Consider the following 17,858-nt stretch of genomic DNA (forward strand, 5'->3'; position numbering starts at 1 on the left):
TGCGAAAGGCGCAATCAGGTGTTTTTTGTTATAATAAACATGCAAAACGGACATAAGGGCATCATGGAGGAAATAAGGTGAAAGAACAAACATTGCTTGGCGGATTTGCCATCAAACAGTTTCAGCAAGATTTAATCGGCTGGTTTGAAAAAGAACAGCGCGACCTGCCGTGGCGTAAAGATAACGATCCGTATAAAGTATGGGTGTCAGAAGTGATGCTTCAGCAAACAAAAGTGGATACGGTCATTCCGTATTTTCAAAAGTTTATCGAGCAGTTTCCGACGCTTGAAGCGCTTGCGGAAGCGGATGAAGAAGAAGTGATGAAAGCGTGGGAAGGGCTCGGCTATTACTCGCGCGTCCGCAATTTGCATGCGGCGGTAAAAGAAGTGAAAGAGCAATACGGCGGAAAAATTCCTGCTAACCGCGAACAATTTGCGAAATTAAAAGGGGTCGGACCGTATACGACCGGTGCGGTGCTAAGCATCGCCTACGGCATTCCTGAACCGGCGGTCGACGGCAATGTGATGCGGGTATTATCACGGATTTTTCTTGTCTGGGAAGATATTGCTAAAACAGGAACGAGAAAGCTGTTTGAAGCGATTGTCCGGCAAATTATTTCACGCGAAAACCCTTCGTATTTTAACCAGGCGTTGATGGAGTTAGGGGCGCTTATTTGCACACCGCGCAACCCCGCCTGCCTGCTCTGCCCGGTGCAGGCGCATTGCCGCGCGTTTGCCGAAGGAGTGCAGACAGAGCTGCCGGTCAAAACCAAAAAAACGAACGTAAAACAAGTGCCGATCATCGCTGCGGTGTTGAAGGACGAAAATGGAAAGGTATTGATCCATAAGCGCGGAAGCGAAGGCCTGCTCGCGAACTTATGGGAATTTCCAAACTGTGAAGCGGCGGACGGACAAGCGAGTCCAGAAGAGCGTCTGGAAGCATTTTTAAAGGAACAATATGGGGTCCAGGCACAGCTTGGCCAACCGTTCCTTGCACTAGAGCATGCATTTTCCCACTTGATTTGGGATATTACGGTTTATGACGGAAAAATAGCCGGCAAATTTACTGAAACGGAACAGCTGAAGCTGGTGGGTGAGAAGGAGATCGAATCGTACGCGTTTCCCGTTTCCCATCAGCGCGTTTGGGAAGAGTATAAACAGAAAACAGGCGGATTGTTCCACCCGTTTTAGTCATACGTCTGTCTCGTGCCTTGTGTATACGTGGCTTCGCTGTTTCTTAGCCCGCCGCGCGCCTCGATTTCTTCGATGATTTCACGATGGATCGTCTGGCCTTCCGCGTTTAAATATGGAGCGATTTGCTGAAAGGAATGATGGAAATAAGCAAGTTCGCTGTCCGTCCATTCCGATTTTGGAATCATGGACAGCTCTGTCATATCACGACCAACGTACATGATAAAAGCCCCCTTTTTTTTCTAGTTTTAAAAAGTACTTATTCATTTATGCATAAAGGAGAGAAAAATATGAGCGAAAAAGTGGCGGTAGTTACAGGAAGCAGCCGTGGAATCGGCAAAGCGATTGCCCTTCGTCTTGCAAAAGAAGGATATGATATTGTTGTAAACTATGCGCGCAGTAAAGAAGCAGCGTTACAAACGGCACAGGAAATCGAAGCGTTAGGACGAAAAGCGCTTGTCGTGAAAGCAAATGTGGGCAAAGTCGAAAAAATTCAAGAGATGTTCGCGCAAGTGGATGAAGTATTTGGACGTGTGGATGTTCTTATTAATAACGCCGCCTCAGGCGTGCTGCGGCCGGCGATGGAACTTGAGGAGTCGCATTGGAATTGGACAATGGATATTAACAGCAAAGCGCTTTTATTTTGCGCCCAAGAGGCGGCAAAACGAATGGAAAAAGTCGGCGGCGGCAAAATCGTCAGCATCAGTTCATTGGGGGCAATCCGCTATCTGGAAAATTATACGGCTGTCGGTGTTTCGAAGGCGGCGGTTGAATCACTGACGCGCTATTTAGCGGTCGAACTAGCACCGAAAAATATTTCTGTCAATGCTGTATCAGGCGGTGCAGTCGACACAGATGCGTTGAAACATTTTCCAAACCGTGAAGAGTTGTTGTCTGACGCTATCGCAAAAACACCTGCCGGTCGCATGGTAAAACCAGAAGATATTGTTAATGCAGTAATGTTTTTGCTGTCCGATGATGCAGAAATGATCCGCGGTCAAACGATCATTGTGGATGGTGGAAGATCTTTACTTTTGTAATTTGAATGGATAAAACTATCGCCTCCTGGGCACAGTAAGTCACGTGGAGGTGATAACAGTGGCAAAACAACAACCAAACAAAACAGCTGCAGGCACTAACATCCAAGAAGTAAGACAACAAAACGCACAATCTGCACAAGCAGGCCAATTCGGCACTGAATTTGCTGCAGAAACTAACGTGCAACAAGTACAACAACAAAACGCGCAAGCGGAAGCTCGTAAAGCGCAAAACTCCAGCAAGTAACATAGAAAAGTGAAGGCGAGCCGTTTAACCGCGACGGGCAAATGTTCTTCGCACGCAGGGGTGCTTGTCACCCCGAGAGAGAAGGTTATTTGACCCCGAGCGGTTTGCGAGCCGAGCTAGACAGTTAAAAAAGCGGAAGCGGCGAGAATAGCTCTCGAAGCGAAATGTTCTTCGCCCGCTGAAGTGCTTGCACTTCAAGGGAGAAGGTTATTTTGCGCAAGAGAGCTAGCCGCTGAAGTTAGGCAAAAAAAAAAAGCGGAGGCGGCGCGAAGCCTCTGCTTATTTCATGTTGCCTCACCGCGAAAACGCCAACGTAAGTTGCAACTGCAATATGATCGGAGCGACGACAAAAGTTGCCACAACTTTACATATATAGTCAAAGGAATTTACAAGCCCTTCCCCGAAATATATAAACAGCTAGCGGCTGCACAATATGGAAAAGTGCTTACAGTTTTGACGCACGCTTACCAGCGGAATCACAGGGGAAGGGAGAAAACGATCATGGAGTTGTTTGAACGTTTAGTGAATGAACAATTAAAAACAATGGAGCAGCTCTTGTTTCTACAGTCGGAAATCGAGCGCTGCCAAGAAATTAAAAAACAATTGATCGAACTACAGCAAGAAGCAAAACTTCAATCGATTCAGGAAGAAATCCAACAGATGAAACAACAGTTAAAGGAAATTCAACAAACGTTTGAAAGGCAAACGGAAGAAGTTATTCTTTCTTATCAAAACCAGTATCGCCGCACATGCGAGCCATCTTCAGCTTGGTAGGATGGCTCTCTTTTGTTTTCAATTATCTGTCCAATCGTTATAATAGGAAAGAGAAGTTCCCATGAGAAAGTAGGGAGAATGATGTCTGGATATCCTGTAGATGGAGAGATTATTCAAATCCATAGTTATAAACATAATGGGATGATTCACCGTATATGGGAAAAAACATTGGTGCTAAAAGGAGCTTCTACATATATTATTGGGGCGAATGACAAAACACTGGTGACGGAAGCGGACGGCCGGACATGGGTGACGCGCGAGCCAGCCATCTGTTTTTTTCATGCTAAACATTGGTTTAACATTATTGGGATGGTTCGCGATGACGGGGTTTATTATTATTGCAACTTAAGTTCGCCATTTGTATGGGATGAGGAAGCGCTCAAATATATCGATTATGATTTGGATATTAAGGTATTCCCGGATATGACATATATTTTGCTTGATGAAGATGAGTATGAATGGCACCGCAAAGAGATGAATTATCCCGATGTGATCGACCGTATTTTAAAAAATAACGTAAAAAAGCTGATCAGCTGGATTCAAGAACGAAAGGGCCCGTTTGCGCCTGATTTTATTGACAAGTGGTATGAAAAGTTTCAGTCATATCGAAAGTGAATAAAAAAGAAGAAAGCAAAAAGCCTGTTCGTCGCCGCAAACAGGTTTTTCTGCTTTTAAGGGGGATTTTTATGGAAAGTATTCGCCGCTATATGCAATTTGTCCGCCCATACAAGTGGTATATTATCGCTACAATGATCATCGGCATTATTAAGTTTGCGATCCCGCTTCTTATTCCATTGCTGCTGAAATATGTGGTGGATGAAATCATTGGAAATGAGGCGATACCAATGTCGGTGAAAACCACCCGGCTTTGGTGGGCGCTTGTGATTATGTTGGTTATTTTTGTTCTAATTCGTCCGATTGTCGAATATTATCGGCAATATTTTGCCCAGTGGACGGCGAGCAAAGTGCTGTATGACATTCGCAACCAGTTGTTTACACATATGCAAAAACTAAGTTTTACATATTATTCGAATCACCGCACCGGTGAAATTATTTCGCGCGTCATTAACGATGTCGAACAGACAAAAGATTTTATTATTACGGGACTGATGAATCTCTGGTTAGATATGGCAACAATTATAATTGCACTTGTTATTATGATGAAGATGGATATGAAATTAACGCTTGTTTCCATTAGTACGCTGCCGATTTATGCATTTTCAGTAAAATATTTTTTCGGGCGTCTCCGGCAGCGGACAAGAATGCGCTCCCAAGCTTTGGCAGAGCTTCAAGCTTATTTGCATGAGCGGGTGCAAGGAATGTCGGTCATTAAAAGTTTCGCGATCGAAGAAGCGGAGCAGAAGCGGTTTTCTGCGCAAAACAACCATTTTTTAACGAAGGCGCTGATGCATACGAGCTGGAACGCCAAATCGTTTGCGGTTGTCAACACGGTCACCGATATCGCTCCGATCGTGGTGATTATTTATGCTGGTTACCAAGTGCTGCTCGGCCATATTACCGTCGGAACGATGGTTGCTTTCGTCGGATATATCGACCGGCTGTACAGCCCGCTGCGCCGTCTTGTGAATTCGTCAACGACCTTAACGCAGTCGTTCGCTTCGATGGATCGAATGTTTGAGTTTTTCGATGAGCCGTATGATGTTACAGATGCGCCAAACGCGGTCGATTGTCGAGAAGTAAAAGGCGATATTGTATTTGATCACGTTACGTTTGCTTATCATAAAAATGGAACGCCGGTGCTGCGCGATATTTCGTTTTCCGTGAAAGCAGGGGAAACGATCGCCCTTGTCGGCATGAGCGGAGGCGGAAAATCTACGTTAGTAAGCCTGATCCCGCGCTTTTATGATGTGACAGAGGGGAGGATTTTATTGGATGGCATCGATATTCGCGATATACGCGTGCGCAGTCTTCGTGATAAAATCGGCATCGTTTTTCAGGACAGCTTTTTATTCAGCGACTCAGTGAAAGACAACATTTTGCTCGGAAAGCCGGATGCGACGGATGAAGAGGTCATTGCCGCCGCAAAAGCCGCCAATGCTCATGATTTTATTATGAGCCTGCCGGATGGATATGACACAAAAGTCGGGGAGCGCGGCATAAAATTGTCCGGAGGGCAAAAACAGCGGATCGCTATCGCCCGCGTCTTTCTAAAAAATCCGCCTTTGCTTATTTTCGATGAAGCGACATCGGCGCTCGATCTCGAAAATGAGCATTACATTCAAGAGGCGCTGGAACGGCTTGCCAAAAATCGCACAACGTTTATTGTTGCCCATCGCCTTTCGACGATTACGCATGCGGATCGCATTTTCCTTATTGAAAACGGCAAGATTGTCGAAAGCGGCACCCACGAGGAATTAATGGCGAAACAAGGGAGTTATTACCATTTATTTACAATCCAGCAACTCCATCAATAAGTAAAAGAAAAATATTTATATTATTGGAAAATAAAAGATAAAAACGGTTTTACGCACTGTAAGACCGTTTTTTATTATTGTTCCATCTATTTCGATAATTTTAATTTTTTATAATATTATATTGTATTATGAAAAATTGCGTGGCATAATTTTAATTAAAATAAAAATATTTTATCAATTCGGTTCAATCGGGATAGGAGGTGAAATAATGGCAGATGCACGTGTGCTGGAAGTGAGAGGGTTAAAAACGTCTTTTTTTACGGATGAAGGAGAAATTCCCGCCGTTGATGGCGTTGATTTTTACATAAATGAAGGTGAAATTTTAGGAGTCGTCGGCGAATCGGGATGCGGAAAAAGCGTCACCTCGCTGTCGATTATGGGCTTGTTGCCGAAAGGGGTCGGGCGCATTATCGATGGTGAAATTCTTTTTAAAGGAGAAAATCTCGTTCATGCCTCCGAAAAACGGATGAAGCAGATTCGCGGCAATGGAATCGCGGTGATTTTTCAAGAGCCAATGACATCCTTAAATCCGCTGTTTACGATTGGCAATCAGTTAATAGAGGCGATTCGAATACATATGAAGGTGAGCAAGAAAGAAGCGAAAGCAAGAGCCGTCGAGATGTTAAAGCTGGTCGGCCTGCCGCGCGCGGAGCAAATCATCGACGAATATCCGCACCAGCTCTCCGGCGGGATGCGCCAGCGTGTGATGATTGCGATGGCGATGGTGTGCAATCCGGCGCTGCTCATTGCCGACGAGCCGACTACGGCACTCGATGTGACGATTCAGGCACAAATTTTGGCGTTGATGAAAGAGCTGAATAAAAACTTTCACACCTCGATCATGATGATTACACACGACTTGGGAGTAGTCGCTGAAATATGCGACCGTGTGATTGTCATGTATTCGGGAAAGATTGTGGAAGAGGGCGATGTGCGGACGATTTTTAAAAATCCGAAACATCCGTATACGATCGGCCTGATTCAATCGGTTCCCGACATTCGCGACAAAAAAGAACGGTTATATTCCATTCCAGGCAATGTGCCGAAGCCGGGGTCGGTTCGCCAAGGATGTCGGTTTGCGGCAAGGTGCGAGCATGCTTTTTCCCGTTGCCTTCAAGAAGATCCAGAACTATACGAAGCAGGAGAACGCGGCCATCGCGTCCGCTGTTTTTTGCCGCTCGGAGAGGAGGGACAAAATCGTGAGCGAGCCGCTGTTGCAAGTGAAAGGGCTTAAAAAGTATTTTCCGATTACGGGAGGAGTGTTTGGCAAAAAAGTTGGCGAAGTGAAAGCAGTCGATGATGTTACTTTTACCGTCTATAAAGGGGAAACGCTTGGCATTGTCGGGGAAAGCGGCTGTGGCAAGTCAACGACAGGGCGGATGCTCCTCCGTTTAATTGAACCGACAGCAGGGTCGATCATTTTTGAAGGAAAAGAAGTAACGACATTGCCTAAAGCAGAATTGCGGAAAATGCGGCGCGATATGCAAATGATTTTTCAGGATCCTTTCGCCTCTTTGAATCCGCGCCATACGGTGGAAAAAATTTTGGAAGAGCCGCTAATCGTACATGGAATAGGCTCCAAAGAGGAGCGGAAAAAGCGCGTTCGGGAGATGCTGGAAGTGGTCGGGCTTGGACAATATCATGCCAAGCGCTATCCTCATCAGTTCAGCGGCGGGCAGCGGCAACGCATCGGCATCGCGCGCGCTTTGATGACCAATCCGAAGCTGATTATCGCCGATGAGCCAGTGTCTGCACTCGATGTGTCGATTCAGGCGCAAGTATTAAATTTACTAGAAGATTTACAAAAAGAATTTGGACTTACCTATATTTTTATCGCCCATGATTTAGGGGTTGTCCGCCATATCAGCGACCGCGTCGGCGTGATGTATTTAGGACGCCTAGTGGAATTGGCCGATAGCGATCAATTATATCAATCGCCAAAACATCCGTATACGCAGGCGCTTCTTTCTGCTGTGCCGATTCCGGACCCGGAGTATAAAAGAGAACGCCAGCTTTTATCAGGAGATTTGCCAAACCCGGCCAATCCGCCGCAAGGATGCGCGTTTCATACGCGCTGCAGCGCTTGCATGGATATCTGCAAGCAAAAGCGGCCGGAGATGAAAGAAGTAGAAAAAGGGCATTACGTTGCTTGCCACTTGTATTAACAGGATGGCAACCAACGAAATGATAGAAATTTCATTTAAGGGGGAACAAAGAATGAGGAGAAAAACGTGGATGACATTGCTTGCCTTGATGCTTGCGGTGTCAATGGCGCTTATCGGCTGCGGAAAGTCGGAAAAAACAAGCAGCGGCGCAAAAGACAAGTCATCATCACAAGATACGCTCGTCTACGGACGCGGCGGCGATTCTGTCTCGCTTGACCCGGCTACGGTTACGGATGGGGAATCGTTAAAGGTAACGAAAAATATTTTTGACACGCTGTTAGACTATAATGACGAAGATACGACGGTAAAACCGGCATTGGCGACTGAATGGACGATTTCCAAAGACGGGCTGACCTATACGTTTAAGCTCCGCAAAGGTGTGAAATTCCATGATGGAACGGATTTTAACGCTGAAGCGGTGGTCTTTAACTTTGAACGTTGGGCCAATGGCAACGCGGACAAATTTCCGTATTACGGCTCGATGTTTGGCGGTTATAAAAACGACGAAAGCCATGTCATTAAAGAAGTAAAGGCAGTGGACGACTACACGGTTCAATTTGTGTTGAAGCGTCCACAGGCGCCGTTTTTGAAAAATATTGCCATGCCGCCGTTTGCGATCGCCAGCCCGGCAGCGATTAAAAAATATGGAGACAAATTTGGGGAAAATCCAGTTGGAACCGGCCCGTTCATTTTTAAAGAATGGAAGCGCAACGAGCGCATTGTTTTAGAAAAAAATAAAGATTATTGGGAAAAAGGGTATCCGAAGCTGAATCAATTAATCTTTGTTTCCATTCCAGATAACTCTGCGCGTCTCAATGCGTTGTTAAAAGGTGAAATTGATTTGATGGAAGATTTGAATCCATCTGATTTGAAACAAGTGGAAGGAAATAAAGATTTTCAGATTTTCAAACGTCCGTCGATGAACGTCGGTTACGTCGGGTTGACGGCGACGAGAGGGCCGTTGAAAAACAAATTAGTCCGTCAAGCATTGAACTATGCAGTGGACAAAAAGGCGATTATTGACGCGTTCTACGCCGGCCAGGCGGAACCGGCGAAAAACCCGATGCCGCCAAGCATTCCTGGCTATAATGATGCCATTCAAGACTATCCGTTTGATTTAAATAAAGCGAAAGAATTGCTCGCAAAAGCAGGATATCCAAACGGCTTCGAAATGGAGCTATGGGCAATGCCGGTGCCGCGTCCATATATGCCGGACGGAAAAAAAATCGCTGAGGCGCTGCAAGCGAATTTTGCGAAAATCGGCGTCAAAGCGAAAATCGTTACGTATGAATGGGCTACTTACTTAGATAAATTGGCCAAAGGAGAAGCCGATGCATTCTTGCTTGGCTGGACCGGCGATAACGGCGACGCCGACAACTTCTTGTACGCGCTGCTCGACAAAGACAGCATCGGGAGCAACAACTATACGTATTATTCGAATGATGAGCTTCATAGAATTTTAGTTGAGGCGCAAACAGTCAGTGACGAAAACAAACGAAATGAACTGTACAAAAAGGCACAAGAGATTATTAAAGAGGATGCTCCATGGATTCCGCTCGTTCACTCGACACCGCTGCTTGCCGGCAAAGCAAACATTAAAGGGTTTAAGCCGCATCCAACTGGCTCCGATAAATTTACAAAAGTCGAATTCAAATAACGATATGCGGAGGGGAAAGGAGTGCATCCTCCCCTCTTTTTCATGATCGGCAAAAGGAGGGAGAGAAGTGCTTTCATATGCAGTCAGAAGAATACTCATGGTCATCCCTGTATTGTTGGGAATGTCACTTGTTGTTTTTTTCATGATTCGCGCGATACCGGGCAATCCCGCGCAAGTTATTTTAGGACAAAAAGCGACGAAGGAAGCGGTTGCCGCGTTAACGCATAAGCTGGGCTTAGATCAACCTTGGTATGTGCAGTACATTAAATATTTAGGCAGCCTGCTGCATGGAGATTTAGGAGAGTCGATCCGCACCGGTGCCGCGATATCGGATGAAATTTGGCCGTATTTAGCGGCGACGCTAGAGCTGTCGCTTGCCGCGATGATCATCGCAGTCGTCATCGGGGTCAATGCTGGCATTATTAGTGCTTGGTTTCAAAATTCCTGGTTTGACTATATCGCGATGGTGCTGGCGCTTATCGGCGTTTCGATGCCGATTTTCTGGCTTGGCCTGATGGAACAGTGGGTGTTTGCGATTCAGTTAGATTGGCTGCCGACATCAGGAAGGGAAGACGTGAGAAATCCGATTGAGCCGATTACCCACCTGTATTTGCTTGATACGCTTCTAGCAGGAAATACGGAGCAGTTTATGCAAGTCGTGCAGCATTTAATTTTGCCAAGCGTCGCCTTGGCGACGATTCCAATGGCGATTATCGCCCGGATTACGCGCTCGAGCATGCTCGAAGTGATGAAATCGGATTACATCCGCACGGCAAGAGCAAAAGGGTTAAGCATGTTTTGGGTCGTGTATAAGCATTCATTGAAAAATGCCATCATTCCAGTGTTGACCGTTATTGGTTTGCAAACAGGCCTATTGCTTGGCGGCGCGATTTTAACGGAAACGATTTTCAGCTGGCCTGGCATTGGACGCTACATTTACGACGCGATTGGCTATCGCGATTATCCGGTTATTCAGTCGGGAATTTTGGTGATCGCTACCATCTTTATTTTTATTAACTTAATCGTCGATCTGCTTTATGCGATGATCGATCCACGCATCAAATATAACTAAGGAAGGGGGAAAGCGGATATGGCGGAACTAGCACGCAATCAAACACCGATGCATACGGTGCAAGAGAAAACAGAGTCTGCTTCCCTATGGAAAGAAGGATGGCGCCGATTTCGCAAAAATAAAATTGCTCTTATCGGACTTGGCATCGTCGTCTTTTTTATCTTGCTGGCCATTTTTGCTCCACTGCTGGCACCTTATGACTTTAAAGAGCCAAATTTAGCAGAGCGGCTGCAGCCGCCGTCATCGAAACATTTATTTGGAACGGACGATTTTGGAAGGGATATTCTCTCGCGTGTCCTTTACGGGGCGAGAATCTCGCTATGGGTCGGTTTTTTCTCTGTACTTGGCTCAGTCATTGTCGGCTCGCTGCTCGGTATTATCGCCGGGTATTACGGGCGCTGGATCGACGGCATTATTTCGCGTTTGTTTGATATTATGCTCGCCTTTCCAAGCATTTTGTTGGCTATTGGTATTGTCGCCGTGCTCGGGCCGTCTTTGCAAAATGCATTAATTGCGATTGCCGTCATCAACATTCCGAACTTTGGGCGCTTGATCCGCTCGCGCGTCTTAAGCATTAAACAAGAAGAATACATCATGGCGGCAAAAGCAATCGGAATGAGTGATACGCGCATTTTGTTCCACCATGTTTTGCCGAACAGCATGGCGCCGATTATTGTACAGGGGACGTTGGCGATTGCGACGGCCATCATTGAAGCGGCCGCTCTTGGATTTTTAGGATTAGGGGCGCAGCCGCCAAACCCGGAGTGGGGGAAAATGCTTGCTGATTCGAAAGACTTTTTGACACAGGCGCCATGGACGATGATTTTTCCGGGGCTGGCCATTATGCTTACGGTGCTTGGCTTTAACTTAATGGGCGACGGGTTGCGCGACGCGCTAGACCCGCGCATGAAAAGTTAACGAAAAAGGCTATCTCTCCAGCGGAGATAGCCTTTTAGTCATTGACTAAAGTTTTCGCTAAGGAAGAATCATGATGATAATGATGGAAGCTGTCAATCAGCTTATCAAGACGTTCCAACTGCTCGCTATAATCGATAATCGTGCCAACCAACGAGAAAAGATAATATTCGTGCGATTGATGGTGATGCGCATAAAACGCCTCAATGAGCCGCATTCTTTCATGATGTGTTTCATTGACTGTGTCAGTATGCGGCAGGTGTTTTACTTTGCCAATAAACTTTAATAGTATTTGTTCGTGATAATGAAGCAGGCAATCTAACTGTGAACGGATGATTTGCTGGAATTCGAGCGGCATGTGATACAGTTCGTTTTCAAAACGATGGAGAAGTTTTAATGTCTCGAGCGCTCGGTTAGTCGCGACGATCATTTGCCTGTATAACACGAGCTTTCGCGATTTTTGGAAGCGATTTTTACGAAAATACGTGCGCTCTTCTTTATACATTAAGTAAAGATGTTCAAGCTTTGTCATATTTTCTTTCATTTTTTCAATATCTTCTTTTAAAATGTGATGTTCCGATGCGTGTCTCGTATGGATGCGAATCCACTTTAAAATGTTTTCCGTGTTTTCGGTAATTTTCTCATATAGTTTCTTTTCATATTTTGGCGGTAGAAAGATTAAATTGACAACAAAAGCAGCAAATATGCCAAGCATAATGGTGAGAAAGCGGATAACGGCAAATTCGATAAACTGTTTATCCGTATATTCCATAATCGCAATAACCGTAACCATCGCCACTGAAATGGTAGATTCTAGGCGCATTTTTAAGCATAGGGCGATCACAATCATCAGCGTAAGGCCGATAATAAATGGATCGCGTCCAAATAACAGGACGGCGATGATTGCCAAGACGGCCCCGATGATATTCGCCTGCACTTGTTCGACCAATGAAAGGTAAGAGCGGTAGATTGTCGGCTGCATCGCAAACACAGCCGAAATTCCCGCGAATACGGGAGAAGGCAAGTGTAGCAGTGCTGCGAGGAAAAGCGCCAATGTAACGGCGATTCCCGTTTTAAAAATGCGGGCACCGAGCTTCATAGTATCTTCAAACCTCTCCTCTTTCGTTCTCGTAAACAATTTAGTACTATACACGCTTTTATATATGATATCAAGCAGGAAATATACATGGAATATATGAACCTCTCTGCCTAAATGTTTCGCATGATAGAAGGGGAATGTGTCCGGGGATTTTGGTTCAAAAATGGCAGGAGAGATTCTCTTGTGAAATGGATGGTGGCTGTTGGCATGATTGGTCGTGTTGGCTGCGCCGCGCCTGTTACGATGAAGTCCTTTTTGCATGAAAAAATTGTTTCTTTGCAAATCAAGGAAGGGAAGTTAGGGAAAAGCGTCACTGTCAACGATTTACGCAAAATAAGACGTTTGCTAGAAACATGAAATGAAGCGAAAAAAACAAACAACGGATAACAAGGGGTGCAAATATACAATAACATTTATCGATGCAAAAGGTAAAAAAATAAATATGACAATCTTTGATGATAGGCTAGTAAGGGCACAGCAACAATATACTATGAAACGATCGATAAAGAAGTGTCGGCAGGAGAGAACAATGGATGTAAGAGCAAATCAAAAAAGAGCATCCCGCCGTGAGCAGGATGCTCTTTTCGTCATTCCGTCGAAATCGAAGGGTCTGCTTGTTCTTTTGTCGGGATGATTTGGAAGAAATGGTCTTCTACGTTTTTAAGAAGCGGCTGTAATGATTGCGCTTCTTCGTGCTGATCATGTTCTTTTAACAGTTCAATGTATGTCGATAACAGTTCTTCGACATCTGCTTTGCCGCGTTCGTTTAATGGCTCGAGGCGTACTTGCGCTCCTTTGGCGATGCGGCGCTCTAACGCCGCTTTGGTTAAGCCCATTTCAGGCTGATGGCGCAAGTAGACGACACCGCCTGTCATACCGGCGCAAATCCATGGGCCTGGGTCGCCAAGGACGAGACCGCGTCCATTTGTCATGTATTCAAAAGCAAACCCTTTAATATTGGAGCGTGTTCCGATGTTTCCGTGTTCTTCATCTGGAAGCGGAACGGTTACTTGGCCGCCGATGATCATATCGGCGCCGGAGAGGCGGATGCCGGCACGTGCATCGGCGTTTCCTTGCACGACGAGAAGCCCTTTTTGCGCACCGTATCCAAACCCTTTACCGACAGACCCATTATAAAATTTTCCGTCTTTTCCTTTTGCTTTAAAAATCAAGATGCTGCCGCCAAATGAGGTTTTTCCGACGCCATCTTGGCCGCCGCCGTCAACATGAATGTGAATACCATGAGTGTTATAAGCTCCAAGGCCGTTCCCTGGGATCGAGCCTTTCGTATAGCACAAGGTGACGTTTGGCAATTTTTTGTACGAACCATCCAGACGTCCGCGCACGCGGTGGCATGAAACACGGCTGCCAAGAACGCGCTGTTCCGATGTCACAGTCGTAAATTCACGGGAGCGGTGCAAATCTTCTGCATGATAATCGAGATATTCCGCTCCAGCGGCCACGAGCAATGCTGGTTCTTCCGCGTTTGCGGCTGCTTCTTTTGGCGCTAGCTGCTCGACCTCGAGCACTTCGAGCAGGTTTGCTAGATTCATTTGCCCCAGCCCTCTTGTTTGTTCCAATAAGTCAGAGCGGCCGACAACATCTTGCAGACGAGTAACCCCGAGAACGGCTGTTAACGCTTTTAGCTCGTTTCCAAAAGCGGTGAATAAGTTGACTAATCCTTGCACCGCCGCCTCGAATTGCCGCGGTACGAAACGGCGCAGCCCATGCTCTTTTGCTTGTGCTACCGATTCAATTTGCGTAGCAATGCCGACGTGGCACGTATCTAAATGACAGCCGCGGCAGGTCGTGCAGCCGATCGCGATCATCGATAATGTACCGAAGCCGATGCGGTTTGCCCCAAGCAGCATCACTTTAAGAACGTCCAGCGCGCTCTTGATGCCGCCGTCTGCCCAAATTTCGACTTTATGTCGTAAGCCGGCTTCTATGAGCGCGTTATGGGCCGCTTTTACTCCGATTTCCACCGGCAGGCCGACATGCTGCAGGGCATGGATGCGCGCCGCCCCGGTTCCGCCGTCAAAGCCGCTTAATGTAATAATATCCGCCCCTGCTTTGGCGATGCCGACGGCAATCGTTCCAATGTTTGGCACGACCGGCACTTTAACGGCAACTTTTGCCTTGTCGTTTGCTGTTTTCAACTCGGCAATCATTTGCGCTAAATCTTCGATCGAATAAATGTCGTGGTTATTGGACGGCGAAATTAAGTCGGAACCGATTGTCGCGTTCCGCGCTTCGGCGATTTTTGCCGTCACTTTTGAACCTGGAAGGTGTCCGCCTTCGCCTGGTTTTGCCCCTTGGCCGATTTTAATTTCGAGCAGATTCGAAGAGTTCAACAGCTCCGCGTTGACTCCGAAACGGCCGGAGGCGATTTGCTGGCCGCGCGTACGCGGGTATTTGCCGAGCATATCTTTAATTTCGCCGCCTTCGCCGTTGAGGCTGACCATATTTAATCGGTCTGCCGCTTCCGCATAAGCACGGAACGCCACTTCATTTTGCGAGCCGAACGACATCGAAGCAATGACAAACGGCAGGCTATGTTCACCGACACTAATATCGACTTTTTCGACCGGAACCGGCTTGTTGGATTTTTTCATATCCAGCAAGTGGCGAATGGTTGTCGGCGTTTCGCTTTCCAGCTCGTTTGCTTTTTCCCGGTAGCTGTCATACGATCCTGTTTGTGCGACTTCACCAATCGCCTTCCAAATGCGCGGGAAGAGGTGGAACGTTTTTCTTGGCTTGGCGTTTTCGTTGGCGTAGTCTTCGGCGCGGGCGATGGCGTCTTGTTTTAGTGCCGCGAAATCGTATTGCAATGAATCTGAACCAAAGAAGTTGATGATGTTTAACACATCGGCGATTTCATCATGCAGTCCGATCGACGAGAAGAGACGGCTGTAACCGCGCAATTCATGAATGCCGATGGTAGAAATGACTTTTTCTAATCCTTTATTCAGTGCTTTAAATAAGTTTACTACAGGCGTAATCGATTCTTCTGCCGCAACCGTCGCAAACATGAGATACGGGCTGATGGCGTTTGCTCCTAACCCATAGGCGACGATCACATCGTGAAGAGAGCGAATCGCACCGGAACGAAGCAAAAGCGAACAGTCGCGGCCCAAATCTTGTTTTGTCAGCGCTTGATCAATCGCCGATGTAACAAGCAACGGGTCAATCCATAAGTTTCCGTTTTGGTGTGCCTCTGCATCGTCTAAAACGAGCAAGGTTTTGCCGGAACGGACCGCTTTACATGCTTCAGCGGCAAGACGCGCTAGCGCTTCTGGAATTGTTTCTTCGCTTGTAAATGTCGTTGACAAGATGTGCGTTAGCTGTTTTTCTTGGAACGAATGAACGATTTGATCATACGAAGGATGGCCTAGTTCCGCTAAACAATCACTGCCGATTTTTCCCTCGATGAGAATCGGCGAGCCAAGCTCGATTACATAGGAAGATTCTGCTTTTTTTACGAGAGATGGCCGTTTTCCGATGACGGTTCTTGTGGAGAAATGTTCCATCTCACGGTCGCGGTCAATCGCCGGATTGGTGACAACAGCGACGCTTTCTTTAATAAAGTCGGCAAGATTTTTGCGGTTCGGATCAATCGCTGCCAGCGGCGCGTCATGACCAAGTGAGCGAATCGGCTCCGCACCTTTTTCTGCCATTTGCTCTAACAGCTGAATATGCTCCCTGTCCCAGCCAAATGCCGCATATTGCCTGTTATGCACTTTAGTCGGAGCGGGGGAAAATGTATAGTTTTCTAGTTTCGGAATATCGAGGCGTTTTCGAAAGTTTGCGATATCAAACCGCCCTGAAAAACGAGTGTATACTTCTTCTTGGAATTGCTCATATTCCAACACTTGAATGGCTCCGCTGCCGGACCACATCAAACCGATTTTTTCCCCCGGCGCAAGCGGTTTGGGGTCGCCAGTATATTCGCATGTCGGGATAATTCCCGGTTCGGACGTAAACACAAACCGCTTTTCCGTTTCTAATTTCCACAGCGGTCGCAAACCAAGGGCATCGACGCTGAATACTGCTTCGTCGGCGTAGCGGGAGATAATCGCCGCCGGCCCTTGGGCGAAATGTCCCCACGCCTCGCGGATGTATGCATATAAATCTTGCAAGTGTGGCGGATATTTCTTGATTTCATTCAAAATAGGCGGGAATAGTATATCCATCGCTTCAAATAAGCTATAGCCATAGCGGCAAATAAGCGTTTCTATCGTGCGGCTTAAATCTTGGGAATCGCTGCCGTCTTTTGTCAGCGGAACGCCGATCATCACCGCTTCCTCGCGCAGCTTTGCGATCGTGTTGATTTCTCCGTTATGTCCTAATACGCTAAACGGCTGAACGCGGAAAAAGTTAGACAGCGTATTGGTCGAGTAACGGTTATGCCCTAATGTCATGGTCGATGCGATAAACGGGTGGGCCAAGTCATGATAGTATTTTGGCAAAATATCTCCGGCTCCCATCACTTTATAGACAACGTGGAAATTGCTTAAAGAGGCGACATGGACATGTTCATCTTGCTCGATGTCAATAGCGAGATCAAATAACCGTTTCGAAAGTTGCATCTTGTCGTTTGGCAGCAAGGCGATTTGCCAAAATACCGGTTCTTGTCGAAGCGCGATTGGACCTAATGCGTTCGATGAAGTGACTCGGTCCGATTCAAAAATCAATGAGAAACCATAACATTTACAAAGCTGTTTGATTTGTGCTTTGACATTGTCTACATCTGCAGATCGATGGATGAAAACATGGCCGACGGCAAAGCTTTCGTCATTGGCAATCTCCGGGTTTTGGCCGGCATTTGCGAGTTTTTCCATCCACAGTTTTCTCGGAATATCCATATGAATGCCGACGCCGTCTCCTTCGCCGTTAATAAAGCCGGCGCGGTGGTTCATTTTGACAAGTGCATCAATGCATGTCATAATGTTTTCGCGCGTCGGGATGCGCTGCTTTTCAATGGCGGCGACAATACCACAGGCGTCATGCTCGGCCTGATGAAAGTTTTTGAAAAGATTCGGATTCCAGCGTTGTTTCATATGCAAGTGGCGTGATCCAGCGGGAAGGAACCCGCCTTCGCCGTTCACCTCCTGTTGTATTCCCTAAACCTCTGTACAACGGAATCGGCATGCTTTAGCGCACTGCATCTTCGTATAGATGCTTCCTCTTGTTCCGCTAGATTTTCATGGACAAATACGTGTCCTGTCAGCCCGTTATAAAACCGATCCCCGCTTCATCTTGATAAT

General features: G+C 46.6%; 15 protein-coding genes. 12 read left to right on the plus strand and 3 right to left on the minus strand.

The genetic code is table 11. The features are described 5' to 3' along the window. The first annotated feature begins 77 nt into the window (after window positions 1-77). The gene (gene mutY / locus HT574_RS17015) at window positions 78-1,190 is read left to right on the plus strand and encodes an A/G-specific adenine glycosylase (RefSeq protein WP_175245515.1); all 1,113 of its coding nucleotides are present in this window, start codon (window positions 78-80) and stop codon (window positions 1,188-1,190) included. Here mutY and HT574_RS17020 read toward each other — a convergent pair. Next, entirely contained in the window at window positions 1,187-1,411 is a 225-nt protein-coding gene (locus HT574_RS17020; protein ID WP_042410748.1) for a hypothetical protein, read from the minus strand. The two genes, mutY and HT574_RS17020, sit on opposite strands and share 4 nt — an antisense overlap. A 69-nt stretch (window positions 1,412-1,480) precedes the next feature. On the opposite strand from HT574_RS17020, the gene fabL reads away from it, so the two are divergent. The 10 genes from fabL (at window position 1,481) to nikC (ending at window position 11,495) form a co-directional block, all read left to right on the plus strand. Then, a complete protein-coding gene (gene fabL, locus HT574_RS17025; protein ID WP_017436556.1) occupies window positions 1,481-2,230 on the plus strand; it encodes an enoyl-[acyl-carrier-protein] reductase FabL in 750 nt (249 codons plus the stop codon). A gap of 58 nt (window positions 2,231-2,288) precedes the next feature. Beyond that, on the plus strand, window positions 2,289-2,474 hold the full coding sequence (locus HT574_RS17030; RefSeq protein ID WP_017436555.1) for a gamma-type small acid-soluble spore protein: 186 nt from the start codon (window positions 2,289-2,291) through the stop codon (window positions 2,472-2,474). A 501-nt stretch (window positions 2,475-2,975) separates the two neighbouring features. Continuing rightward, window positions 2,976-3,248, plus strand: a complete 273-nt coding sequence (locus HT574_RS17035; RefSeq protein ID WP_175245516.1) for a YgaB family protein — start codon at window positions 2,976-2,978, stop codon at window positions 3,246-3,248. A gap of 81 nt (window positions 3,249-3,329) precedes the next feature. Next, on the plus strand, window positions 3,330-3,863 hold the full coding sequence (gene ntdP, locus HT574_RS17040; RefSeq protein ID WP_175245539.1) for a nucleoside tri-diphosphate phosphatase: 534 nt from the start codon (window positions 3,330-3,332) through the stop codon (window positions 3,861-3,863). Window positions 3,864-3,934: 71 nt separating this feature from the next. Then, window positions 3,935-5,683, plus strand: coding sequence for an ABC transporter ATP-binding protein (locus HT574_RS17045; RefSeq protein WP_175245517.1), 1,749 nt, complete (start codon window positions 3,935-3,937; stop codon window positions 5,681-5,683). A gap of 208 nt (window positions 5,684-5,891) precedes the next feature. Further along, complete coding sequence (locus tag HT574_RS17050) at window positions 5,892-6,917, plus strand: ABC transporter ATP-binding protein (RefSeq protein ID WP_175245518.1); 1,026 nt, start codon at window positions 5,892-5,894, stop codon at window positions 6,915-6,917. Continuing rightward, on the plus strand, window positions 6,883-7,848 hold the full coding sequence (locus HT574_RS17055; RefSeq protein ID WP_175245519.1) for an ABC transporter ATP-binding protein: 966 nt from the start codon (window positions 6,883-6,885) through the stop codon (window positions 7,846-7,848). The genes HT574_RS17050 and HT574_RS17055 overlap by 35 nt, the downstream gene beginning before the upstream one ends. A 52-nt stretch (window positions 7,849-7,900) precedes the next feature. Continuing rightward, window positions 7,901-9,505, plus strand: coding sequence for an ABC transporter substrate-binding protein (locus HT574_RS17060; RefSeq protein WP_175245520.1), 1,605 nt, complete (start codon window positions 7,901-7,903; stop codon window positions 9,503-9,505). 67 nt (window positions 9,506-9,572) lie between these two features. Beyond that, entirely contained in the window at window positions 9,573-10,577 is a 1,005-nt protein-coding gene (locus HT574_RS17065; RefSeq protein WP_175245521.1) for an ABC transporter permease, read from the plus strand. A gap of 18 nt (window positions 10,578-10,595) precedes the next feature. Beyond that, window positions 10,596-11,495 carry a nickel transporter permease gene (nikC, locus tag HT574_RS17070; RefSeq protein WP_175245522.1) on the plus strand — a complete coding sequence of 300 codons (900 nt, stop codon included), beginning with the start codon at window positions 10,596-10,598 and terminating at the stop codon, window positions 11,493-11,495. Window positions 11,496-11,529: 34 nt separating this feature from the next. Here nikC and HT574_RS17075 read toward each other — a convergent pair whose 3' ends face one another. After that, the gene (locus HT574_RS17075; protein ID WP_175245523.1) at window positions 11,530-12,591 is read right to left on the minus strand and encodes an FUSC family protein; all 1,062 of its coding nucleotides are present in this window, start codon (window positions 12,589-12,591) and stop codon (window positions 11,530-11,532) included. Between the two features lie 183 nt (window positions 12,592-12,774). On the opposite strand from HT574_RS17075, the gene HT574_RS17080 reads away from it, so the two are divergent. After that, window positions 12,775-12,948: a hypothetical protein gene (locus HT574_RS17080; protein ID WP_175245524.1), complete on the plus strand. Its 174-nt coding sequence runs from the start codon at window positions 12,775-12,777 to the stop codon at window positions 12,946-12,948. A gap of 230 nt (window positions 12,949-13,178) precedes the next feature. Here HT574_RS17080 and HT574_RS17085 read toward each other — a convergent pair whose 3' ends face one another. Beyond that, window positions 13,179-17,651, minus strand: coding sequence for a glutamate synthase-related protein (locus HT574_RS17085; protein WP_175245525.1), 4,473 nt, complete (start codon window positions 17,649-17,651; stop codon window positions 13,179-13,181). Between the last annotated feature and the right edge of the window lie 207 nt (window positions 17,652-17,858).

It is taken from the genome of Parageobacillus sp. VR-IP, from assembly GCF_013357975.1.
Classification (GTDB): domain Bacteria; phylum Bacillota; class Bacilli; order Bacillales; family Anoxybacillaceae; genus Saccharococcus; species Saccharococcus caldoxylosilyticus.

Excerpts from the sequence above, each read along its gene's own strand:
- HT574_RS17020 (WP_042410748.1), bottom strand. The coding sequence starts at position 1,411 with ATGTACGTTGGTCGTGATATGACAGAGCTGTCCATGATTCCAAAATCG.
- fabL (WP_017436556.1), top strand. The coding sequence starts at position 1,481 with ATGAGCGAAAAAGTGGCGGTAGTTACAGGAAGCAGCCGTGGAATCGGC.
- HT574_RS17035 (WP_175245516.1), top strand. The coding sequence starts at position 2,976 with ATGGAGTTGTTTGAACGTTTAGTGAATGAACAATTAAAAACAATGGAG.
- ntdP (WP_175245539.1), top strand. The coding sequence starts at position 3,330 with ATGTCTGGATATCCTGTAGATGGAGAGATTATTCAAATCCATAGTTAT.
- HT574_RS17045 (WP_175245517.1), top strand. The coding sequence starts at position 3,935 with ATGGAAAGTATTCGCCGCTATATGCAATTTGTCCGCCCATACAAGTGG.
- HT574_RS17050 (WP_175245518.1), top strand. The coding sequence starts at position 5,892 with ATGGCAGATGCACGTGTGCTGGAAGTGAGAGGGTTAAAAACGTCTTTT.
- HT574_RS17060 (WP_175245520.1), top strand. The coding sequence starts at position 7,901 with ATGAGGAGAAAAACGTGGATGACATTGCTTGCCTTGATGCTTGCGGTG.
- nikC (WP_175245522.1), top strand. The coding sequence starts at position 10,596 with ATGGCGGAACTAGCACGCAATCAAACACCGATGCATACGGTGCAAGAG.
- HT574_RS17075 (WP_175245523.1), bottom strand. The coding sequence starts at position 12,591 with ATGAAGCTCGGTGCCCGCATTTTTAAAACGGGAATCGCCGTTACATTG.
- HT574_RS17085 (WP_175245525.1), bottom strand. The coding sequence starts at position 17,651 with ATGAAACAACGCTGGAATCCGAATCTTTTCAAAAACTTTCATCAGGCC.